The organism is Roseateles aquatilis (assembly GCF_002205645.1).
In the GTDB taxonomy this organism is placed as follows: domain Bacteria; phylum Pseudomonadota; class Gammaproteobacteria; order Burkholderiales; family Burkholderiaceae_C; genus Roseateles; species Roseateles aquatilis.
Genome location: NZ_NIOF01000005.1, coordinates 278,888 through 299,596, shown reverse-complemented (window position 1 = coordinate 299,596; position 20,709 = coordinate 278,888). Strand labels below are relative to the sequence as shown.

18 protein-coding genes are annotated in these 20,709 nt (G+C 71.5%); 8 read left to right on the top strand and 10 right to left on the bottom strand.

The features are described from left to right. Nucleotides 1-22: 22 nt before the first annotated feature. Together CDN99_RS13975 and CDN99_RS13970 are read right to left on the bottom strand one after the other, a co-directional pair. Nucleotides 23-1,075: an extracellular catalytic domain type 1 short-chain-length polyhydroxyalkanoate depolymerase gene (locus tag CDN99_RS13975; protein WP_088385470.1), complete on the bottom strand. Its 1,053-nt coding sequence runs from the start codon at nucleotides 1,073-1,075 to the stop codon at nucleotides 23-25. A 47-nt stretch (nucleotides 1,076-1,122) separates the two neighbouring features. Next, entirely contained in the window at nucleotides 1,123-2,859 is a 1,737-nt protein-coding gene (locus tag CDN99_RS13970; RefSeq protein WP_088385469.1) for a M24 family metallopeptidase, read from the bottom strand. 81 nt (nucleotides 2,860-2,940) lie between these two features. On the opposite strand from CDN99_RS13970, the gene pdxR reads away from it, so the two are divergent. Continuing rightward, the gene (gene pdxR / locus CDN99_RS13965) at nucleotides 2,941-4,557 is read left to right on the top strand and encodes a MocR-like pyridoxine biosynthesis transcription factor PdxR (RefSeq protein WP_088385468.1); all 1,617 of its coding nucleotides are present in this window, start codon (nucleotides 2,941-2,943) and stop codon (nucleotides 4,555-4,557) included. 136 nt (nucleotides 4,558-4,693) lie between these two features. Beyond that, the gene (locus tag CDN99_RS13960; RefSeq protein ID WP_088385467.1) at nucleotides 4,694-4,957 is read left to right on the top strand and encodes a hypothetical protein; all 264 of its coding nucleotides are present in this window, start codon (nucleotides 4,694-4,696) and stop codon (nucleotides 4,955-4,957) included. Nucleotides 4,958-4,969: 12 nt separating this feature from the next. Here CDN99_RS13960 and CDN99_RS13955 read toward each other — a convergent pair whose 3' ends face one another. Genes CDN99_RS13955 through CDN99_RS13925 form a run of 7 tightly spaced genes read right to left on the bottom strand, consistent with a single transcriptional unit; the run spans nucleotide 4,970 to nucleotide 13,209 of the window. Continuing rightward, the gene (locus tag CDN99_RS13955) at nucleotides 4,970-6,043 is read right to left on the bottom strand and encodes an ABC transporter ATP-binding protein (protein WP_088385466.1); all 1,074 of its coding nucleotides are present in this window, start codon (nucleotides 6,041-6,043) and stop codon (nucleotides 4,970-4,972) included. Between the two features lie 14 nt (nucleotides 6,044-6,057). Continuing rightward, a complete protein-coding gene (locus CDN99_RS13950) occupies nucleotides 6,058-6,900 on the bottom strand; it encodes an ABC transporter permease subunit (RefSeq protein WP_088385465.1) in 843 nt (280 codons plus the stop codon). Continuing rightward, a complete protein-coding gene (locus tag CDN99_RS13945; RefSeq protein WP_088385464.1) occupies nucleotides 6,897-7,730 on the bottom strand; it encodes an ABC transporter permease in 834 nt (277 codons plus the stop codon). Before CDN99_RS13945 ends, CDN99_RS13950 begins: the two co-directional genes overlap by 4 nt. Beyond that, nucleotides 7,727-8,668, bottom strand: coding sequence for an alkaline phosphatase family protein (locus tag CDN99_RS13940; protein ID WP_088385463.1), 942 nt, complete (start codon nucleotides 8,666-8,668; stop codon nucleotides 7,727-7,729). Before CDN99_RS13940 ends, CDN99_RS13945 begins: the two co-directional genes overlap by 4 nt. Continuing rightward, nucleotides 8,665-9,738, bottom strand: a complete 1,074-nt coding sequence (locus tag CDN99_RS13935; protein ID WP_088385559.1) for an ABC transporter substrate-binding protein — start codon at nucleotides 9,736-9,738, stop codon at nucleotides 8,665-8,667. The genes CDN99_RS13940 and CDN99_RS13935 overlap by 4 nt, the downstream gene beginning before the upstream one ends. Nucleotides 9,739-9,743: 5 nt before the next feature. After that, the gene (locus CDN99_RS13930; protein ID WP_088385462.1) at nucleotides 9,744-10,961 is read right to left on the bottom strand and encodes an alkaline phosphatase D family protein; all 1,218 of its coding nucleotides are present in this window, start codon (nucleotides 10,959-10,961) and stop codon (nucleotides 9,744-9,746) included. Nucleotides 10,962-10,965: 4 nt separating this feature from the next. Continuing rightward, entirely contained in the window at nucleotides 10,966-13,209 is a 2,244-nt protein-coding gene (locus CDN99_RS13925; protein WP_088385461.1) for a TonB-dependent receptor, read from the bottom strand. A gap of 303 nt (nucleotides 13,210-13,512) precedes the next feature. Here CDN99_RS13925 and CDN99_RS13920 point away from each other — a divergent pair, with 303 nt between their 5' ends. Then, nucleotides 13,513-14,271 carry a DeoR/GlpR family DNA-binding transcription regulator gene (locus CDN99_RS13920; RefSeq protein WP_088385460.1) on the top strand — a complete coding sequence of 253 codons (759 nt, stop codon included), beginning with the start codon at nucleotides 13,513-13,515 and terminating at the stop codon, nucleotides 14,269-14,271. A gap of 3 nt (nucleotides 14,272-14,274) precedes the next feature. Here CDN99_RS13920 and CDN99_RS13915 read toward each other — a convergent pair whose 3' ends face one another. Next, on the bottom strand, nucleotides 14,275-15,237 hold the full coding sequence (locus CDN99_RS13915; RefSeq protein WP_088385459.1) for a tetratricopeptide repeat protein: 963 nt from the start codon (nucleotides 15,235-15,237) through the stop codon (nucleotides 14,275-14,277). 171 nt (nucleotides 15,238-15,408) lie between these two features. On the opposite strand from CDN99_RS13915, the gene purE reads away from it, so the two are divergent. The 5 genes from purE to CDN99_RS13890 all read left to right on the top strand — a co-directional run bounded on the left by purE (nucleotide 15,409) and on the right by CDN99_RS13890 (nucleotide 20,688). Continuing rightward, nucleotides 15,409-15,873, top strand: a complete 465-nt coding sequence (gene purE, locus CDN99_RS13910; RefSeq protein WP_088385558.1) for a 5-(carboxyamino)imidazole ribonucleotide mutase — start codon at nucleotides 15,409-15,411, stop codon at nucleotides 15,871-15,873. Then, nucleotides 15,873-17,033, top strand: coding sequence for a 5-(carboxyamino)imidazole ribonucleotide synthase (locus CDN99_RS13905; RefSeq protein ID WP_088385458.1), 1,161 nt, complete (start codon nucleotides 15,873-15,875; stop codon nucleotides 17,031-17,033). The genes purE and CDN99_RS13905 overlap by 1 nt, the downstream gene beginning before the upstream one ends. A gap of 14 nt (nucleotides 17,034-17,047) precedes the next feature. After that, entirely contained in the window at nucleotides 17,048-18,058 is a 1,011-nt protein-coding gene (locus CDN99_RS13900; protein ID WP_088385457.1) for an L-threonylcarbamoyladenylate synthase, read from the top strand. A 22-nt stretch (nucleotides 18,059-18,080) separates the two neighbouring features. After that, nucleotides 18,081-19,019: an SGNH/GDSL hydrolase family protein gene (locus CDN99_RS13895; protein WP_088385456.1), complete on the top strand. Its 939-nt coding sequence runs from the start codon at nucleotides 18,081-18,083 to the stop codon at nucleotides 19,017-19,019. A 310-nt stretch (nucleotides 19,020-19,329) separates the two neighbouring features. After that, a complete protein-coding gene (locus tag CDN99_RS13890; RefSeq protein ID WP_088385455.1) occupies nucleotides 19,330-20,688 on the top strand; it encodes an alpha/beta hydrolase family protein in 1,359 nt (452 codons plus the stop codon). Nucleotides 20,689-20,709 lie beyond the last annotated feature (21 nt).

Genomic DNA, 20,709 nt, shown 5'->3' with positions numbered 1-20,709 from the left:
CCTGCTTCCGTCGCGACGGCGGTCAGGTCACGAAGCGCTTCGCCACGAAGCGCCAGATCATCGTCGACGCATCCGGCCCGCCGGCATCGCTGAAGGACTCCTTCGCCGCGCCGCCGCTCCAGGCATGCCCGAGGCCGTCGATCTCGACCAGCGTGGCGGCGATTGCCGCGCCCCGCTTGAAGTCGGTCACCGTCATCGGATGACGCCGCCCGCGCTGCGCGCTGCGTGAGCGTTCGGTCGTCGTGGCCGCGGCGCGTGCCCATTGCCGCGCGGCCTCGGCGGCATTGCTGGGGACGACCACGTGGTCCTTCGTGCCGTGCAGCACGAGCAGCGGCGGCAACGGGCGTGCGTCCGGCGAAGGCGAACTCGCGAATCGACCCTGCATCGCGCGCAACGCCGTCGCCGTCGAGTGCGCCAGGCCCGGCGGCACCCCGGAGTGGATCGCCACCGCCTTGAATCGATCGGGATGCCGGGTCGCCAGCAGCGCGGCCATGCTGCCGCCCGCGGACAGCCCCGCGATGGCGACGCGGTCGCGGTCGGCCGGGTAGAGCAGGCAGACCTGGTCGATGGCCGCGAGGATCAACGCGGCCTCGCCCTGGGCGCGGCCGGATTCGGTCTCGAACCAGTTCCAGCAGCGCTGCGGATTGGCCAGGCGGCTTTGCTCCGGATAGAGCACCAGGAAGCGCTCGCGGGCGGCGAGGCGATTCATCCGCGTGCTGCGCGAGAACCCCGCCGCGTCCTGTCCGCAGCCATGCAGCATGACGAGCAGTGGCAGGCGCTCGCCCGCCGCGATGCCGGCGGGACGGTAGAGCCGGAAGCGCCGCATGCCCGCCGCGGCGGTCGCCACGCCGGCCAGCCAGTCGCCCGCGTCGGCGGACGGCGGGCGCGGGGACCTCCCCGGGGCGGTGCTCTTCGCCTGCGCGCCTTTCGCCGTCGTCGTTGTCTTGACCGTGGCGGCCTTCCTCGCGGCCGACCGGGCCGCCGTCTTGACAACCAGCGCCACTTGGCGGGTGATCGCGCGGACGCCGCGCTGCCAGGCCTTGCTCAGGGAAGGGGGTCGGGAACGCCTGGCCATGGGAATCGGTCGCTGGGGCCGTGGTGGCGGCCAGGGTGGAGGCGAGCCTATTCGGCCATGGATCCGTGACAAGCGTCTGTGCGATGGCGAACTCCCCTGCCGCGCGGCAGGCCATCCAGCAACACGTCCTCGAAGAAGGCCCCGATCGGGCGGACCAGGTCGCGCACGTGCACCTCCAGCACCCAGATGCCGGACGCGGGAATGAAGTCCGCCTCCGCCAGCCGGTGGCCGCCGTACAGCGCATGGGGGAAGTCGGACACGCGATGCCCGGCGGTCTCCCGCACCAGCGTGCAGCCGCGCGAGGCGGCCCGCTCCTGCGCGAAGGCGTAGAGATCGATGCCGCGTCGGCCGTGCAGCCAGGCCGCGCGCGTCTCGTCGAACACGGCGCGGGCGGCCGCGACGCAGCGCGCATGGTCCTCGTCGGCGCCGAGGTGGAAGGTGTCGCCGTAGTCGCCCTCGTAGCCGTCCCAGACCGGGCCCAGGTCGACGGTGAAGATGTCCTCGCGCTGCAGCCGACGGCCCGGATCGATCGGCTGGCGCGAGCCGAGCGGCGTGTCCGCGCCGATCCGCGCGTAGGTCGGATGCCAGTTGCACGCGGAGCCCATCGCGCGAAGCAGGGTGTCGGCCATGTCGATCATGTCGCGCGCGGTCATGCCGGGCTCGATGCGCGCGACGATGCGCGCCAGCGCCTCCCGTGAGCGCTCGCGGGCCTGGAGGATGCCGTCCAGCGTGAAGCGCGCGCCGACGCGCTCCCAGGGATGCGACGGTGCGACGGGGGCGGGCGGCGGGGCGTGGCCGGATTGCGGCACGAAGGCCTCCGCGTGGAAGCGCGCCGGCGGCAAGCCGGCGGCGGTCAGGCTCGCGCGGGCGTCGGTCACCATGGCGGGGTGGCCGCACGCGTGGACCCGCGTCGCCGACCAGTCATGGCCGTCCGCGAGCGCGGCGTCCTGCACGTGGCGGACCGGCGCTTCCCATCGGAAGGACGGGAAACGCCGTGCCAGCTCGTCGAGCGCCTCGGCGTCGTAACGATCGGCGGCCTCGCGTCCGCCCCAGTAGAGCGTGACGCGGCGCGGCGTCGCGCTTCGCAGCGCCGCGCGCAGGATCGCGCTCACCCCGGCGTAGCCGGTGCCGGTGGCCAGCAGCACCAGGCTCGTCCCCTCCTGGGGCGCCTCGCGCCAGCCGCAGTCGCCGTGCGGGCCGTCCAGGCTCAGCGCGTCGCCGGGTCGCAGCGTCGCCAGCGTCCGGTCCGTGAAGGCGCCGCCCGGCACGCGGCGGATGTGGAACTCGAGCCGCACGCGGTCCGCCGTGATCGTCGGCAGATTGGCGATGGAGAAACTCCGGCGCTCACCGGACGCCGTCAACACGTGCATGTGCTGGCCGGGCTCGCACACGAAGGCGCCAGCCTGCTGCAAGTCCACGACGAGGCGGGTCACGTCGGGCCGGAGCGACTCGACCGCCTCCACGCGGGCGGCGTATCGCGCGGGCGCGCAGGCCGGTACTGTCCAGTGCGCGAAGGCCAGCGTCAGGTCGGAGGTGGCCCGGCACTGGCACATCAGGATCTCGTCCGGACGGACACGGTAGGCGGCCAGGGACGGCGGCCGCACGCGTGCCGCGGAGCCGGAGAGCACCTGCGCCCGACAGGACCCGCACTCGCCGCGTCGGCAGGAAAACGGCACCGCGACGGACTGCGCGAGCGCCGCGTCCAGGATCGTGGCCTCGCCGGTCAGGTCGAAGGTCCGGCCCTGCGGGGCGAGGGTGCATCGGAAGGCGGTCGGTCGGGACATGGGGTGGCGCGCGGCGGGGTTGATCGATGCGGTGCAATCTATCGAGAATGCGGCCCAGCTCCTACGTCCACTTTCGAGAAAATGACCAGGCCACTTCACGAGCTGTCCCGTGCCGAATCCAGCCTCGACCTGCCGACGCAGCCGCGTCGGGACGGCGAACTGAAGCAGACGTGGATCTATCGGCAACTGCGCGACCGGGTGCTGGCAGGCACGCTCGCCGCCGGGACCCGGCTGCCGTCCACGCGGGATCTGGCCGCGCGATGGCGGGTCTCGCGGGCGACGGTGGCGCTCGCCTACGACCAGTTGCGGTCCGAGGGCTACCTGGTCAGCCGGGCCGGATCGGGGACCTTCATCGCGGCGGTCGTGCCCGATACCTTGACGACGGCCCGAGGCCCGCGACGCGCGGGAACATCGGCAACATTGCCGGGATCCGCCTCGATGTCCGCGACCGCATCGACATCGACGCCGATCGCGGAGCGTGCGACGCGCGCGACGTCGGGGATCCGGGCGCTCGGGGCGAACGAAGCGATGACGCCTGCCGTGCCCATGACCGAGCTGGGACGACCCTTCGTGGCGCGGGTGGCGGACGCGGCGCTGTTCCCGATGGACGCCTGGCGCAAGGCGCTGGCGGACGCCGTGCGCGGGGCCTCGGCGCATGACCTGACGCATGGCGATGCGATGGGCGCGGCCTCGCTGCGCGCGGAGATCGCGAAGTACCTCGGACTCTCGCGCGGCATCGCGTGCCACGCCGACCAGGTGCTGGTGCTCTCCGGGATCCGGCACGGCCTGGCCCTGTGCGGCCGCCAGTTGTTGACCGGGCGGGAGACCGTCGCCGTCGAGGATCCGAGCTACCTGCACGCCGAGCCGCTGCTGGCGCGGTATGCGAAGCGCGTGGTGCGCGTGCCCATCGACGCGCAGGGCCTTCGCGTCGACGCGCTGAGCGCCGCCGGGGATGTGCGGCTGGTCCACGTGACGCCGGCGCATCAGTCGCCGACCGGCGTCACGATGCCGGTGTCACGCCGGCTGGCGCTGCTGCGATGGGCCGCGGACGGCGATCGGTGGATCGTCGAGGACGATTACGACAGCGAGTTCAGCTACGACAGCGCGCCGCTGCCCGCGCTGAAAAGCCTGGACCGTGCCGACCGCGTCATCCATTGCGGCAGCTTCAACAAGACGATGTTCGGCGAGCTCCGCATCGGCTACGCCGTGCTGCCCGACGCGCTGGTGCCGTCGTTCCGCGAGGCGCGCCACCTGACCGGCCGCGCCAACGGCGTGATCGAGCAGCTCGCGCTGGCGTCGTTCCTCGCGAGCGGCGCGTTCGCGCGCCATCTGCGCCGGTCCCGGCTGGTCTACGCCCGGCGCCGCGATGTGGTGATCGCCGCGCTGCAACGGGCGCTCGGCGCCGGCCGGCTCCACGTCACCGGCGCGCAGGCCGGCTTCCACCTGGTGTGGTGGCCGCCGCCAGGCTTCGACGTGGCCCGGTTGCGCGAGCTCGCCGACGCGGCAGGCCTGGTCCTGCCCTGGATCTCGCGCATGACGTCGCGCTCGGACCTGCCGGACGGGGCGATGCTCGGTTACACCGGTCTAGGCGACGACGCCGTGCGCGCGCACGCGGACACGCTGGCCCAGCTCATCGAGCGCACGCTCGGGGAGTCGCCCGGGAGGGCTCGGTCCGCGAAGCGTCGTCCCAGGGCCTGAACGGGCCGCCAACGCCCCAACCACCGCGCCGGGGCGGTGTAAACGCGATAACGAGCGCCGACGGCTCTTTGATATGGTTCCGGCTTCCGCATGGACCGAGCCACGCGGTCAGAACCACATTCAGGAGGATCTCGTCATGCATCGCCCCCACACCGCCCTGGCTCTGCTGGCCGCCGTCGCCGCGCTGACCCTGAGCGCCTGCGCCTCGACCGAGGCTACGCCGGAGGACGCGAAGACCAAGACCGCCCAGGCCCGGGACTGCGTCCAGACGCTGGGCAGCAACCTCTGCCGCCGCAGCGATCAGGGCGCGCTGGCGCCGACCGTCAGCATCTCCGGCGACGCGCTGCGCCGCAAAGGCGGCGAGATCGTCCGTCCGCAGAATGGGACCACGGGCGACTGAGCCCGCTCGGGCTCAATCCTCGATCCACCGCAGCGCCAGCTCCTCGATCGCGAGCAGCACCGTGGCGCCAATCGGCGGCTCCGGTGCCTCATGCCCGCGCCACAGGGTCAGCGTCTGGCCGCCCGGGCCGTCGAGCTCCCACGCGACCCGTTGCTGTCCGGGATAGATCGCCCGCAGCGTCGCCGAGAGGCGCATCGCCTGCGGGCTGGCGGGCGCGCTCGCGTCCACCACCGTCAGCGCGTCCACCGGCGCGATCCAGTGACCGTCGTCACGCCGCCAGGTGCCGTCGAGGACGCGTGCATCCAGGCGGTTGAACATGCCGAGGAAATCCGCCACCCGCCGGTTCGCCGGCGCGCGGCGCAGCTCGCGCGGTGACGCGCATTGGGCGATGACGCCGTCGAACATCACCGCGACGCGGTCGGCCAGCTCGAAGGCTTCCTCGCGATCGTGCGTGACGATGACGCAGCTCTGACCGAGCTCGCGTTGCAGCCGCCGGAACTGACGGCGCAGCGGCAGCCGGAAGTGCTCGTCGAGCGCGGAGAACGGCTCGTCCATCAACAGCAGCATCGGCCGTGTCGCCAGCGCGCGGGCCAGCGCGACGCGCTGCCGTTGCCCGCCCGACAGCGCCTGCGGCAGGCGGTCGGCCTGTGCCTGCAGGTCGATCAGCGCCAGCAGCTCGTCGGCGCGGGCATCCGCCACCGCGGCGTCCTGGCCGCGGGCGAGCGGGCCGAAGCGGATGTTCTCGCGCACCGTCAGGTTGGGGAACAGCGCGTAATGCTGGAACACCATGCCGATGTCGCGGCGCTGCGCGGGCAGGGCCGTCACGTCCTGGCCGGAGAGCTCGATGCGGCCGGCGTCCAGCGCCTGCAGGCCGGCGATCGAGCGCAGCAGCGTCGTCTTGCCGCAGCCCGACGCACCCAGCAGCGCGACGACCTCGCCACGGGCCAGCGTCAGGTCGATGTCCCGCAGCACGGGGCGGCCGCCCAGCGCCAGCCGGGCGCCGCGCACCGCCATCTGAGGCACCTTGGCGGGAGCGAGGCCCTCGGCGGCGGCGGGGGCGGTGATGGCGGGGGAGATGGGGGTCATCGTCGGAGGCGGGGTCAGTTCGTCGGTGATGTCCAGCGCCGCGTCAAGGCCGCGACCAGCGCGACGATCGAGGCCACGCCGGCGAAGGCGATCACCATCAGCGCCGCCGCCTGGTGGCCGTTGACGTTGCGCAGGCTGTTCATCAGCGGTTGCAGCAATTCCAGCTGACCGCCGAGCAGCAGGTTGGCGATCGCGAATTCCATCGCCGCCGTCACCCATGCCAGCAGGAAGGCCGCCAGCAGCGTCGGCGCCAGCAGCGGCAGCAGCACGCGACGCAGCGTCAACGCGTCGCTCGCACCCAGCGTGCGACCCGCCTCGATCAAGGAGGCCGCGCCCAGTTGGGCGAGCGCCGATTGCAGCGTCTTGTGGACCAGCGGGAACAGCGTCGGCGCCACGACGGCGACGTACACCAGCGGCACCGGCAGCCAGGCGCCCCAGCGGCCGACGAAGAGCTCCAGCGCGCTGATCGCGATCACCACCGGCGCGATGGCGAAGGGCAGCAGCGCCGTCAGGTCGAGCAGGCGCAGCAGGCGGCGCGCCGAGGGGCCGGTATCGAGCTGCGCGGCGAGCGCGGCCGGGATCGTCGCCAAGGCGCCGCACAGCAGCGCCAGCATCGCGCTGGCCAGGGCCAGCAAGGCCGTGCGCAGGATGGCGCCTTGAACCCGAGGGTCGAGCAGGGCTTGCGCGATCCAGCGCAGCGTCGGTTCTTCCGGCCACCAGTGACGGTCCCAGCGGTTGGTGAGCCCGTACAGCAGCAACGCCGCCATCGGCACCAGCACCGCGATCAGCAGCGCCGTCAGCGCGAGCGTGGAGAACGTCGGGGGACGGCGCCGCGGCGCCAGGGCGCGCGTCGTCATGCCAGGCCCTTGCGCAGGCGCGCCGCGCCGAGGCGGCTCAGCCCGATGACGATCGCGAGCATCGCGAACAGCAACAGCGCGAGCAACGCCGACAGTTCCGGCTGCGCGAAGATGTCGCCGCTGACCAGCGCGGCGATGCGCACCGCCAGCACGTGTGCCGCGGTGCCGTTCAGCGCGAACGGCGTGGCGAACGCCGCGGCGGCATTCGCGAAGAGCAGCCCGAAGGCTTCGACCAGGCTGGGCAACATCAGCGGCAGGCCGACGCGCCGCCAGTACAGCACCGGACCGGCGCCGAGCGTCGCGGCCGCGTCCTGCAGGCCGTGGTCGAGGAGCCGGACCGGCGCGATCAGCAGCAGCGTCGCGAGCGGTGCCTGGAAGCAGACATACGCGAGCAGCAGCCCGCCCTGGCCTTGCAGATCGATCCACGGCGTCCAGCCCAGCGCCTGCATCGCGACGGTGATCACGCCCTGCGCGCCGAAGAGCAGCAGCAAGGCCACCGCCAACGGCACGCCCGAGAAATTGGCGCCCAGGCTGGCCAGCAGCGTCACCGGATGCGCCAGCCTCGGCGATCGCACCAGTGCGATCGCGGCGCCGAGGCCGATCGCCAGGCCGATCAGCGCGGACAGCGTCGACAGCCACAGCGTGTTCCACGCGGCTTCGAGGTAATAGCCGTCGGAGGTCAGGTCACCGATGGCGCAGCCGTCGCCCTGCGTCGCGCAGTCGACCAGGATGGCCGCCGCGCGCCAGCCGAAGGGCAGCAGTAACGCGATGCCCATCAGCAGCGCGAGCGGCAGCGCCAGCCACCACGCCGTGCGCGCGGACAGCGTCATGCCGCGGGCACCTCGTCACCGTCGGCGCCGTTGAGGAGGCCCAGGCCGTCGATGCCGTCGCCGAGGTCGTTGCCCGAGCCGTGGCCGTCGATGCCCAGCCGCGCCAGCAACCACGAGGCGATGCCGGTCTGCCGATCCGGCAACGGCAGTTCGACCGCGCCGTCGTGCGGCACCCAGATCAGCGGCACCTCGCGCTCGACGGCGAGCGGACCGCCATGCATGCGGTCGGCGTGCATGCCGTGGTCGCTGGTCAGCAGCAGGTCGAAGCCGGCCGCATGCCAGCGCGGCAGCAACTGCGCCAGCAGCATGTCGAGCTTGCGCGCGCTCATCGCGTACGCGGTCGATTCGCCGCCGTGCAGGTGGCCCGCGAGGTCCGGGCCCATCGGATGGATGAAGAGCAGCGACGGCCCCGAGGCCGGCAAGTGCGCGCGCCGCAGCGATTCGGCGTCGGCCAGCAGGTGGCTGTCGGGGTAGTCGTCTTCCCAGTACCAGCGCGCCGCCGAGAGGCCGCAGCCCGCCGGCACCGCGTCGCGATGCCGCAGCGGATCGAAGACCTCGCCGGCCAGCAGCTCGTAGAACCAGTGATAGGCGGCCACGGCTGCCGGCACGCCGTGGGCCTCCAGCGCCTGGAACAGGTGCCGCGTCAGCCGTTGCCCCGCCTGCCCGTTGCCGAGGATGCCGTGCGTCAGCGGCGGCTCGCCGTTGATCACGGTGGCGTAGAGCGGGCGCGACAGGCTGGGCAGCTCGCAGCGCAGCGAGCGCCATTGCGCCCGGCCGGCCTCGTTCAGCGCCTGCAGGTAGCCCATGTAGTCCCGCGCGGTGTCGGCGCGCAGACCGTCGGCCAGCAGCACGACCAGCTTGCGCGGCGCGGCGTCGACGGTGCCAGCGTCGTCCGCGGCGTGACGGTCCGATGCGCCGCGGCGCGCGATGCCGGTCATCGCGCGGCTCCGAGCACGTCGCGCTGCCACGCGCGCGGCAGCTTCTTGACCTCTTCGGTCCACACGGCGGGCTTCAGCGCGCGTGCCTTCGCGTACTGCGCCTCGGGCACCAGCAGTGACTTCAGGTCCGGCGGCAGCGTCAGCTGCGCGATGCGGATCGGCCGAGCATGACCGCGCGCCAGGTTGAGCTGGCCGGCGTCGCTGAAGATGAACTCCCGCGTCAGCATCGCCGCGTTGGGATGCGGCGCGTAGCGGTTGATGAGGGTCGAGTAGCCGCTGGTGATCGAGCCGTCGGACGGGATCAGCACCTCGTAGTCATCGGCGTTGGGCAGCTTGGCGCGGTAGGACAGGGCATTGAAGTCCCACAGCAGGAACACGTCCGCCTCGGCGCGCTCCATGAGCGCGGGAGTCGCGTTGACGGTGACCAGGCGCTTGTCCTTCGCCAGCTTCGCGAACGCGGCCAGGGCCGGCTGCAGCCGGGTCTCGTCGCCGCCCAGCGCGACCGCCGCGGCCAGCACCGCGGCATTCGACTGCGCCGCGCGGCCGACCTCGCCGATCAGCACGCGCGCGTTGCTCGCGAACAGCGCCTGCCAGCTGCGCGGCGCTTGCGGCACCCGCTTGCGATGGACGGCGAACGCGATCGTGCCGGTGTACGCCAGCGCCCAGTGGCCTTCGGCATCCTTGGCCCAGTCCGGCACCTGCGCCCAGGTCGAGGGCTTGTAGGGCTGCGTGATGCCGCGCGCCTTGGCGATGGGGCCGAACTCGAAGCCGACGTCGCCGATGTCGGCGCTCGCGTTGGCTTTCTCCGCCTCCATCTTGGCGATCTCCTCGGCGCTGCTCATGTCGGTGTCGACGTGGGCCAGGCCGTACAGGCGCTGCAGGTCGGCCCAGGTGGCGCGCCAGTTGGCCCAGTCGTCCGGCATGCCGAGGCTGTGCACGCGGCCTTCCTTGCGCGCGGCGGCGATCAGCGCCGCGAGGGCCGGCGCGGTGGGCGCTCCCTGCGCGACGGCATTCAATGCGAAAGGCCCGCACAGGGCGGGCAGGGTCCGGAGCAGGGCGCGTCGGGACATGGGCATCAGGTCATCTCCTCGTGGATCGCAGGATCGTCCGCCTGCGCGGTCTGGGCGCGGCCCGGCCAGCGCAGGCCGGACAGCAGCAGGTCCTTGGTCACCTGGGGCCGGCCGTCGACGTCGCACAGCTGGATGCGCAGGCGCAGATCATCGGGGTTATCCGTGACGGGTTCGATGTCGACGACGCCGAAGTTGAGCGCCGCGATCACCGCCGAGCGCCGGTTGCGGTTGGGCGTGGGGATGTCCCAGACCTCGGTCAGCCCGCTCGACGTCGCGTCCCACAGCGGATATCCGCCGGGCACGTCGACGCTGGACAGCTCCGCGTAGTGCATGTCGCCGCTGAGGAAGACGACGCCCTCGGCGCCGGTGCGGCGGATCAGCTCGACCAGGCGGGCCCGCTCGCGCGGGAAGTTGGCCCAGCATTCCCAGCCGCTGCCGTCGGCGGCGAACTGCACGCTGGAGCCGATCAGGCGCACGTCCGCCGGCACGCGCAGTTGCGCTTCCAGCCATTGCCATTGCGCCTGGCCGAGCAGCGTCGCCTCGGGCCGGTCGTCCGGCACGTACCAGCCCGTCATCGGCTGGCCGCTGAGCTTGGCGCGCAGCACCATGGCGCCGTAGCTCGACTTCAGCGACGGGTCCGCCGTCAGCGCGGTGCGGTTGAAGCGCAGGTCCGGCAGGATGACCTGGATGCGGCGGCCGAAGGCTTCGTAGACATAGCTCTGGTAGACGCCGTCGGCGCGGCGCCGCGGCGAGTCCGCCGGCTCGCCCCAGGCATCGCAGAACAGCCGCTGCGAGAGCTGCTTGAGCGGGTAGTCCGCGCCTTCGTCGTCGTCGCCGAAGTCGTGGTCGTCCCAGATCGCGATGTGCGGCGTGGCGCGGCGGAAGGCCTGCAGCGGCTCGACGGCCATGAACTCGGCGTAGCGCTGGCGCAGCGTGGCCTCGTCGCGGGCGTCGGCGTACAGGTTGTCCCCGAGGAAGACGAACAGGTCCGGCTTCGCGGCACCGATCGCGCGCCAGATCGGCTGCGGCTTGGACTGCTTGGCGCAGGACCCGAAGGCGATGCGGAAACGCCGCGGCGCCTCCCTCGACGCCGGGCTCGCCGACGCGGGCGCGGCGGCGGGGCCCTGGGGCTCCGCGCAGCCGGCCAGCGGGGCCGCCAGCGGCGCGGCCAGCGATCCCGCCAGCAGGAGCTGGCGGCGCGTCAGATGGGAGGCGCGGGCCATGGCGTCAGAACTTGCCGGTCAGCGTCACGTAGAACTGACGCGGCGCGCCCGGCAGCAGCGTGGCGTAGGTGCCGGTCGGATCGCTGTTGGTGAAGCCGTTGCTGCCGATCGTCGAGATGTAGTGCTTGCCCAGCAGGTTGTTCACGCTGGCCTGCAGGCTCAGCTCGCGCAGCATCGACACGTTCTTCATCCGGTAGCCGGCGCTGGCGTTGACCAGCGTGCGGTCCGGCACCGAGGCGTCGTTGGTGTACGAGTAGTAGCGCTTGGACATGTAGTCCACGCCGACGTTGCCGAACAGCGCGCCGTCGTCATACCCCAGTTGCGACTTGAACATCGTGTCCGGCGCGTCCGCGACGCGCTTGCCGCTGATGGCGATCGTGGTGGTGCCGCTGACCACGTCGTCGCGGTAGGTCGACTTGGACAGGCTGACGCTGTTGTACCAGGTCAGGCCCGGGGCCAGGCGGAACGACAGGGCCGCTTCCAGGCCGGTGGTGCGCACGGCGCCGACGTTGGACAGCACCACCGGGTTGCCCTGGATGCCGGTGCCTTGCTGCACGCTCAGCAGGCGGTTCTTGAAGTTGACCAGGTAGGCGCTGACGGAGCCCTCGTAGCCGCGGCCGCCGGTGCGCCAGCCCGCCTCGAAGGTGTCGGAGGTCTCCGGCTGCAGGCTGCCCTTGATGGCGTTGAAGCCAGCGGTGGTGGTCGCGAACGGCGAGGTGCCGGTGGCGGCGGCCTGGTAGGCGCGCATGTTGCGGGCGATGGTGCCGTACACCTCCTGGCTGGGCGACAGGCGGTAGTTGATGCCCAGCTGCGGCAGGAAGTTCTTCTTCGCGGTGATCGAGCCCGACGGCATGCCGGTGCCGACTTCGAGCTGGCCGTCGATCTTGACCTTCAGCGACTTGAAGCCCGCGCCCACCGTCAGGTCCTTGGCCACGGCCCAGGTGTCCGACAGCGAGAACTGCGAGGTCTTCGTGTTGAACGCGTACTGCCACTGCGTCAGGAACGGATTGCTCGGGAACTGGTAGACGCTGGAGGCGGGCGAGGCGGCGTAGAAACGGCGGGCCTGGTCGAAGTCGTTGTCCTCGAACCAGACACCGGCCTTGACCACGTGATCGCCCAGCTCGACCTCGGCGTTGGACACCACGCCGTAGCGCTGGATGCCGTACTCGGTCGTGCGCTCCGAGATCGGTGTGCCGTCCGGCGACGCCTGGTAGGGCGTGAACCACAGGCCGCGGCCCTTGTTGTGGTGGTAGTAAGCGGTGGTCTTCCAGGTGGCGTTCGGGGCCAGGCGCAGGTCGGCGGTGAGGCCGGCCAACTCGTCGTTGCGCAGGCCGGCGCCGGCGTAGTACTGGTCGTCGCAGGCGGCCACGTAGGTGCTGCCGTTGGCGCCGCACAGCGTGTTGGCGGCCTTCACCGCGGCGGCGAAGTCGGGATAGAAGTTGTCGAGCTTGTCACCCTTGCGCTTGATCAGGTCCAGCGACAGATCCTGGTAGTCGACTTCCTGGCGGCGCGAGGTATTGAGGAAGGCCGAGACGCGATGCTCGCCGATCGCCTTGACCCACTTCAGGTTCCACTGCTCCAGCTTCTGCTTGCCGTCGCCCTTCCACTTGTCGGCGGACTGGTCGGTGTAGCTGACGTAGAACTGGCCCAGCGCGGTGTCGCCGCTGTCCACGCGCAGGAAGGTGCGGCGGGCGGAATCGCTGCCGAAGGTCTGCGAGGCGCGGACGCCGAACGCCGCTTCCGGGTCGGTCGAATAGAACTGCAGGGTGCCGGCCAGGTTGCTGGACGAGGCGGTCTCCAGCGCGCCGGCGCCTTGCGACAGCGAGGCGCGGCCGACGTTCTCGCTGGAGATCGCGCGGCTGATGTGCAGGCCGTTGAAGTTGCCGTAGGACATGTCGCCCAGCGGCACGTCGTCGAGCGTGAAGCCGATCTGGTTCTGCGAGAAGCCGCGCACGGTGAAGCGCGTCGACCACTCGTAGTTGCCCAGGCCGTCGGCGGACTGGAAGTTCACGCCGGGCAGGCGCGCCACGGTGGCCAGCGGGCTGGCGCCGGCGACGGCGTTCTCGAATTCGGCCTTGCTCATGCTCTGCACGGAGCGCAACTGTCCGCGGCCGACGGTGACCGTCACGCGGTCGAGCTCGGCGCGTTCGGTGGCGTTGGTGGACGTGTCGCCGGCGGTCTGCGCGAAGGCGGGCAGGGCCAGGCTCAGGGCCAGGACCAGGGCGGTGGGCTTCAACGGATGCGTCATGGTGTGGACTCGGCGTTCGTGTGAGGTCGGTGAGCTCCGGACGGAGCCGGACAAGAGGGGTGGTGCGTCGATCGAACGGCTGCACTGTCACAAGAGTCCAAGACAACACAACGACAAACACGAAAAACCACAGCGGAGACGGTGTACGGTGCGTGGAATCCACAACTTCACAGAAAAATCCTCAAACTGTCATGAAGTTGCTGCGTGGGGCTGAATCAATGCGGGGTCCGGCGACGCGGGGCGGGCGGCGGTGGCCGTGCCCGGCGCCGATCTGGCGCATCAGACAGGGAGATAAACAGATCCATGTGGTCCCAGGAACGACACGACAAGATCCTGCTGCTGCTGCGCGAGCGGCAACGGCTGACGACCGACGAGGCGGCGCGCGAGCTGGGTGTGTCGCGCGAGACCGTGCGGCGCGACCTGATCGAGCTGGAGCAGGGCGGCAAGCTGGCCCGCGTCCACGGCGGCGCGGTGCCGTCCGAGGTGCCGGCCGAGGCGAGCTACGCGGAGCGGGCGCAGTCCCGCCGTCGTCAGAAGCAGGCGATCGCGCGGCAGGCGGCGACGCTGGCGCAGCCGGGCATGAGCCTGTTCATCGACGCGGGCTCGACGACGCACGCGCTGGCGCAGGCGCTGGCCCTGGCGCAGGAGCTGCGCGTGATCACCAACTCGGTGGCGGTGGCCGACGCGATGGCGGGCCGGCAGGGGCACGAGGTGATGCTGCTCGGCGGCGGCTACGTGGCGGAGACGTCAGGCACCTTCGGCGAATTCACCGTCGCGGAGATCGCGCGGCATCGCGTCGACGTGGCCTTCATTTCGCCGACGGCGCTGGACGCGCGCCAGGGCGCCACGAGCTATCTGTGGGCCGAGGTCGCGGTGGCGCAGGCGATGCTGGCCCGCGCGCGGCAACGGGTGCTGCTGGCGGATGCCAGCAAGCTGGGGCAGGGCAGCCGGATGCAGGTCTGCGGCTGCCCCGACATCGATGTGCTGGTCACCGATGCGGAGGCCGATCCGCAGGAGCTGGATCGGCTGGCGCGGGCGGGCGTGGCGCGGGTGATGTTCTGAGGCTCAGAACAGCGCCATGCTGAGCTTGCGGCGGTACTGGTCCAGCAGCGGGTCGGCCGAGGCCACCGCGCTGGGGCCGGACAGCTGCAGGCCGGCACCGGCCTGGGGCGCGGCGCCGCCGTGCGCCGTCGCGGCCGGCTTGGTCATGATTTCCAGGATCGCGACGTAGGTCTTGCGCGCGAGCTGGTCGTTCCAGGTCTTGTCGCGCATGATGATTTCCAGCAGCTCGTCCATCGCGCCGGTGAAGTCCCGGCCGGCGAAGAGGCCTTGCGCGAGCGCGAAACGCGCGTCGAAGTCGCGCTTGTTGGCGGCGATCGCGGCTTGCAGGCCGGCTGGGTCCAGACCCTGCTCGGCACGCTCGGCGGCGGCGATCCAGGTGGCCAGCGCGGCGAACCGGGCATGCGGGGTGATCGTGTCGGCGGCCAGGTGCGCGACCGGCGCGAAGGCGGCCTTGGCATGCTCGATCTGGTCGTCCTCCAGCAGCGCGCGGACCAGGTCGAAGCGGGCGGTTTCGTTGGCGGGGTCGGCGTGCACGGCGTCCTGCAGCTTCTGCAGCGCGGCGTCGTTGTCGCCTTCATCCATCAGCTCGTGCGCCTCGGCCAGGTCTTCCTCGGCCTCCAGCGCCTCGCCGGTGGGGACGTGACGGTCCAGGAACTCGCGGATCTGCGCTTCCGGGATCGCGCCGACGAATCCGTCCACCGGCTGGCCGCCGACGAACATCACGCAGAACGGGATCGAGCGCACGCCGAAGGCCTGGCTCAGCTGCGTGGCGATCTCCGGCTGGTCGTCGCTGTTGAGCTTGGTCAGCTTCCAGCGGCCGGCGTAGGCGACCTCCAGCTTCTCCAGCATCGGGCCCAGGGTGCGGCACGGGCCGCACCAGGGCGCCCAGATGTCCAGCAGCACCGGTTGCTGCATGGAGGCCTGCAGCAGGTCGGCCTCGAAGTTTTGGAGGGTGATGTCGGTCATGGTTCGGGTCTGGGGGAGCGTGGCGGGACGTCCAGGGACGTGGGGCTCGGCGGCAAGAACGGCACCTGGGGCGGCCCGCCTACAATTCAAGGTTTCACGATTTGACAGATCGAGGACCGACCCGTGAGCAGTGCCACCACTCCCGACTTCGCCCCCGTCATCGGCGTGGTGATGGGCTCCAGCAGTGACTGGGAGACCATGAAGCACGCCGCCGACATTCTGACCGAGTTCGGCGTCCCGTTCGAGGCGCGGGTCGTTTCCGCCCATCGCATGCCCGACGAGATGTTCGCGTACGCCGAATCGGCCGAATCTCGCGGGCTGCGGGCCATCATCGCCGGCGCCGGCGGCGCGGCCCACCTGCCCGGCATGCTGGCCGCCAAGACGCTGGTCCCGGTGCTGGGCGTGCCGGTCGCGAGCCGGCATCTGCAGGGCGTCGATTCGCTGCACTCGATCGTGCAGATGCCCAAGGGCATTCCGGTCGCGACCTTCGCGATCGGCACCGCCGGCGCGGGCAACGCGGCGCTGTTCGCCGTCGCCGTGCTGGCCCGGGACAACCCGGCGCTGCGCGAGCGGCTGGCCGCGTTCCGCCTGCGCCAGACCGCCGCCGCGACCGCGATGACCGAGGAGCTGCGCTGATGCCGTTGCTGCCGGGTCACGCCACGCTGGGCGTGCTGGGAGGCGGCCAGCTCGGCCGCATGTTCGTCCACGCCGCGCAGGCGCTGGGCTATCGCTGCGTGGTGCTGGACCCGGACGAGTCCAGTCCGGCCGGCGCGGTCGCCCACGACCATGTGCGGGCGGATTACCTGGACGCGCAGGCGCTCGAGGACCTGGCCCGCCGCTGCGACGCGATCACCACCGAATTCGAGAACGTCCCGGCCCGCGCGCTGGAGCAACTGGCGCGCACGCGCGTCGTCGCGCCCGGCGCGGCGGCCGTCGCGGTCTGCCAGGACCGCGCGCGCGAGAAGGCGCACTTCGACGCCAGCGGCGTCCCCTGCGCGCCGTACGCGGTGCTACGCGGCACCGCCGACCTGGCGGCCGTGCCCGACACGCTGCTGCCCGGCATCCTCAAGACCGCGCGCCTGGGCTACGACGGCAAGGGCCAGCGCCGCGTCGCGGACCGGGCTCAATTGACGGCCGCCTTCGATGAGCTCGGCCGCGTGGACTGCGTGCTGGAGCAGATGCTGCCGCTCGCGCTGGAGCTGAGCGTGCTGGTCGCGCGCGGCGCCGACGGGCAGGTGCAGACCTATCCGGTGCAGCAGAACCTGCACCGCGACGGCATCCTGGCCGTCACCGAGGTGCCGGCGCCGCAGGTCGATGCCGCGATGCAGGCGCAGGCGCGCCAGTCGGCCGCGGCGATCGCGGCGGGCCTGGGCTACGTCGGCGTGCTGTGCGTGGAGTTCTTCGTGCTGAAGGACGGTCGCCTCGTCGTCAACGAGATGGCCCCCCGGCCGCACAACTCCGGCCATTACACGATGGACGCCTGCGACGTGTCTCAGTTCGAGATGCAGGTCCGCGCGATGGCCGGCCTGCCGCTGCGCGAGCCGCGGCTGCACTCGCCGGTCGTGATGCTGAATCTGCTGGGCGACCTGTGGTTTGACGCGGACGGCCGCGAGCGCGCGCCCGACTGGGCCGGCGTGCTGGCGATCCCCGGCGCCGAACTGCACCTGTACGGCAAGACCGAGGCGCGCCATGGCCGCAAGATGGGCCATCTGAACGTGATCGGCGCCAGTGCCGACGAGGCCCGCGACAACGCGCGCCGCGCCTGCGCGCTGCTTGGCCTGCCGGCCACCTGGTGACGGGAGCCGACGCGATGGCGGACGTCAGGGACGAGTCGGTGCTCGACGGCCAGCGGCCCGAGGCGGTGCGCCGGGTCGCCCGCGCGCTCGCCGCCGGCGGACTGGCGGGCGTGCCGACCGAAACCGTCTACGGCCTGGCCGCGCGCGCCGACCAGGACGAGGCGGTGGCGAAGATCTTCGCCGCCAAGGGCCGCCCCGCCGACCATCCGCTGATCGTCCACGTGCTGGACGAGGCGGGCGCCCGCGTCTTCGCGCAGGACCTGCCCCCGATCGCCCATCGGCTCATCGCGGCTTTCTGGCCCGGCCCCCTGACGCTGATCGTGCGCCGCGTGCCCGGCATCGCCGCGGCGGCGGCGGGCGGCCAGGACACGGTCGGGTTGCGGTGCCCGTCGCATCCGGTCTTCCGGGCGCTGATGGCCGACTGCCGCGAGCTGGGCGTCGAGGGCCTGGCGGCGCCCAGCGCCAACCGCTTCGGCCGCGTCAGCCCGACGACCGCCCGCCACGTCGCCGACGAGTTCGAGCCCGGCCTGCCGGTGTTGGACGGCGGCCCCTGCGAGGTCGGCATCGAGTCCACCATCGTCGACGTCAGCCGCGGCGGCCTGGTGTTGCTGCGCCCCGGCGTGCTGACGCCGCAGCAGCTGGAAGCCGCGGCGGGCACGGCTTTACAAGCGCCCGACGCACGCGCGCCACGCGCCTCGGGCACACTGGCCGCCCATTACGCGCCGCGGGCGGTGGTCCGTCTGATGACGACGGATCATCTGCGCACGGCGCTGACCGGTGATCGGCCGGCGGGGCTGGCGGTATATTCGCGCTCGTCGTTCGGTCTGGAAGGGCTGGACGCCGTCGCGCGCCGGACCATGCCGGCACAGGCACGCGCGGCCGCGCGGCAGCTTTTCGCTGTCCTGCGCGAGCTGGACGCGGCCGGTGCGAGCGAGATCTGGATCGAGGCGCCTCCGGAAGAGGCCGCCTGGGATGGGGTGCGGGACCGCTTGTCCCGCGCAGCGGCGGCGTTCACGTCGCGCTGAGTTTTCGAGATTTGGAGAGTTCATGAAGAGTTTGAAGCGCCGCCTGGCTGTCCTGCTGGGCGCGACCGCGATGCTGGCGGCCTGCGGCGGCGGCGGTCAGCAGATCGACCCGTTCCATCCGACCCGGATCATCACGTTCGGCGACGAGACCAGCGCGATCCGCACCGACGGCACCAAGTACACGATCAACGGCACCGACACGACCACCGGCGCCGTGACCTGCACGCTGAACCCGGTCTGGACGCAGACGCTGGCCGCCTTCTTCGGCCTGGTCTTCGCCGAGTGCAACCCGGACAAGCTCGCCACCGCCAGCGGCAAGATGTACGCGACGCTGGGCGCCAAGGTCGCCGACGTGGCCGCGCAGGTGGACCGCCAGTTCGCGCTGGACGGCTTCAACAACAAGGACCTGGTCACCGTGCTGGCCGGCGCCAACGACGTGCTGGAGCTGTACGCGCAGTTTCCGGCGCAGGACGCGGGCACGCTGGGCAACGCCGCGCAGGCGCGCGGTGAAGCGCTGGCCGTGCAGGTCAACCGCATCGGCGCGGCCGGCGGCAAGGTGATCCTGTCGACCATGCAGGACATGGGCCTGACGCCGTTCGCGCTGAAGGAGAAGGCTTCACACGCCGACACCGACCGCGCCGCGCTGATCAGCGAGCTCTCGCGCCGCTTCAACACCGGCCTGCGCCTGAAGATCACCAACGACGGTCGCATGATTGGCCTGATCCTGACGGACGAGACGATGCAGTCGGTCGCCAAGTTCGCCTCGTTCTACGGGCTGGCGAACTCCACCGACGCGGCCTGCCTGTCGACCTCGCTGCCACCGGTGTGCACCGACAAGACGTTGGTCGCCAACGCCACCGCCAACACCTACATGTGGGCCAGCGACACGCTGCTGAGCCCGTCGGAGCAGGGGCGCATCGCCTCGCTGGCGCAGACCCGGGCCGCCAACAACCCGTTCTGACCTGCCCCCGGTCGATCCCGACCGGGCACGCAAGTCCTGTCCCCATCGAGCAGGGAGAGATCGCGAGGTCTCTCCCTGTTCGCATTTGCGCTCGACTGTTGCGGCGACGCCGCGCTCGTGGTCGCTTGTGCGTCCCGCAACACTCAGACCCTGGCATGCTGGTGCTTGTCAGGGTTTTCCTTTTGAGGGCGCCACTGGCCCTGCCCTTAAAGTGATCCCTGAGAAAAACGAACGACCGTTCGATTTAGTGCGGGTCCCGCGACATGCGATCGACCTGCGCAACGACGGAGACAACCCTGGAGAAGTCTGAATGAAGAGCCAATTCACCCTGGGCGGCCTGACCCTGGTCGCCGCGGCATTGCTGTCCGCCTGCGGCGGCGGCAGCAACCCCTCCACCGACGATGCACCGCCCGCGCGCGGCACGCTGCTGCTGGGCACGAAGGCCGGCGCCGCGACCAAGGCGCAGATCGATGCCGGCACCACCGCCAAGGGCGTGATCGCGCTGGCCGGCGCGGCCAAGTGCGACGTGGACGTGCGCTACGTCTACTACATGACGCGTGACCCGCAGGGCAACCCGGCCACGGCCTCGGCCGGCGTGCTGGTGCCGTCCGGCACGGACGCCGCCTGCACGGGCAACCGCCCGGTGCTGCTCTACGCGCACGGCACGACCACCGACAAGGCCTTCAACATGGCCGACGTCGTCAACAACGCCGAGGCCTCGCTGGTGATGGCGTTCTACGCCGCGCAAGGCTTCATCGTGGTGGCCCCGAACTACATGGGCTACGACCGCTCGGGCCTGCAGTACACGCCCTACCTGAACGCCGAATCGTCCGCCATCGACATGATCGACGGCCTGCGCGCCGCCAAGGCCCACCTGAACGCGGAAAGCCCGGTCAAGGCGTCGGCCAAGCTGCTGATCGCCGGTTACTCGCAGGGCGGCCACGTGGCGATGGCCACGCAGAAGGTCATCGAGCGCGACTACGCGTCCGAGTTCACCGTCACCGCCGCCGGCCCGATGTCCGGTCCGTACAACCTGGTCAAGCTGGGCGACGTCGTCACGTCGGGCACCATCAACGCCGGCGCGACGCTGTTCGTGCCGCTGATGCTGACCAGCTACCAGAAGGCCTACGGCAATCTGTACAACTCGCCGTCCGACGTGTACCAGGCGCCGTTCGACAAGACCGCGGAAACGCTGTTCCCGTCGACCGAGTCGGTCTCCCAGCTGATCGCCGAAGGCAAGCTGCCGGCGGACCCGACCTTCACCAAGCTGTTCGGCACGGGCGGCCTGCTGACGGACTCGTTCCGTGCCGGCTACGCGACCTCCAACTACCGCAAGGCGCTGCAGGCCAACACGCTGCTGGGCTGGACGCCGAAGGCACCGGTCGCCATGTGCGGCGGCGCCAACGACCCGACGGTGTTCTTCTTCAACACCACCGACGCGCAAGCCGACTTCGCCACGCGCGGCAAGCTCTTCCCGGCGTTCAACCTGGAATCGCGCGCCACGCTGCCGGCCGGCGCTACCGGAGACGTCGTCTACGGCGGCTTCCAGCAAGCCAAGGCGGCGGCGGGCGCCGGCGCCACCGCGGCCTACCACGGCACGCTGGTGCCTCCCTTCTGCAACGCCCTGGTGCGCGGCTACTTCCAGACGGTCCTGGCGGCCAACCCGTAATCCCAGGCGATCAGCACGGAG

Coding starts and splice junctions, on each gene's coding strand:
- CDN99_RS13975 (WP_088385470.1), bottom strand. CDS start 1,075: ATGGCCAGGCGTTCCCGACCCCCTTCCCTGAGCAAGGCCTGGCAGCGC.
- CDN99_RS13970 (WP_088385469.1), bottom strand. CDS start 2,859: ATGTCCCGACCGACCGCCTTCCGATGCACCCTCGCCCCGCAGGGCCGG.
- pdxR (WP_088385468.1), top strand. CDS start 2,941: ATGACCAGGCCACTTCACGAGCTGTCCCGTGCCGAATCCAGCCTCGAC.
- CDN99_RS13960 (WP_088385467.1), top strand. CDS start 4,694: ATGCATCGCCCCCACACCGCCCTGGCTCTGCTGGCCGCCGTCGCCGCG.
- CDN99_RS13955 (WP_088385466.1), bottom strand. CDS start 6,043: ATGACCCCCATCTCCCCCGCCATCACCGCCCCCGCCGCCGCCGAGGGC.
- CDN99_RS13950 (WP_088385465.1), bottom strand. CDS start 6,900: ATGACGACGCGCGCCCTGGCGCCGCGGCGCCGTCCCCCGACGTTCTCC.
- CDN99_RS13945 (WP_088385464.1), bottom strand. CDS start 7,730: ATGACGCTGTCCGCGCGCACGGCGTGGTGGCTGGCGCTGCCGCTCGCG.
- CDN99_RS13940 (WP_088385463.1), bottom strand. CDS start 8,668: ATGACCGGCATCGCGCGCCGCGGCGCATCGGACCGTCACGCCGCGGAC.
- CDN99_RS13935 (WP_088385559.1), bottom strand. CDS start 9,738: ATGTCCCGACGCGCCCTGCTCCGGACCCTGCCCGCCCTGTGCGGGCCT.
- CDN99_RS13930 (WP_088385462.1), bottom strand. CDS start 10,961: ATGGCCCGCGCCTCCCATCTGACGCGCCGCCAGCTCCTGCTGGCGGGA.
- CDN99_RS13925 (WP_088385461.1), bottom strand. CDS start 13,209: ATGACGCATCCGTTGAAGCCCACCGCCCTGGTCCTGGCCCTGAGCCTG.
- CDN99_RS13920 (WP_088385460.1), top strand. CDS start 13,513: ATGTGGTCCCAGGAACGACACGACAAGATCCTGCTGCTGCTGCGCGAG.
- CDN99_RS13915 (WP_088385459.1), bottom strand. CDS start 15,237: ATGACCGACATCACCCTCCAAAACTTCGAGGCCGACCTGCTGCAGGCC.
- purE (WP_088385558.1), top strand. CDS start 15,409: ATGGGCTCCAGCAGTGACTGGGAGACCATGAAGCACGCCGCCGACATT.
- CDN99_RS13905 (WP_088385458.1), top strand. CDS start 15,873: ATGCCGTTGCTGCCGGGTCACGCCACGCTGGGCGTGCTGGGAGGCGGC.
- CDN99_RS13900 (WP_088385457.1), top strand. CDS start 17,048: ATGGCGGACGTCAGGGACGAGTCGGTGCTCGACGGCCAGCGGCCCGAG.
- CDN99_RS13895 (WP_088385456.1), top strand. CDS start 18,081: ATGAAGAGTTTGAAGCGCCGCCTGGCTGTCCTGCTGGGCGCGACCGCG.
- CDN99_RS13890 (WP_088385455.1), top strand. CDS start 19,330: ATGAAGAGCCAATTCACCCTGGGCGGCCTGACCCTGGTCGCCGCGGCA.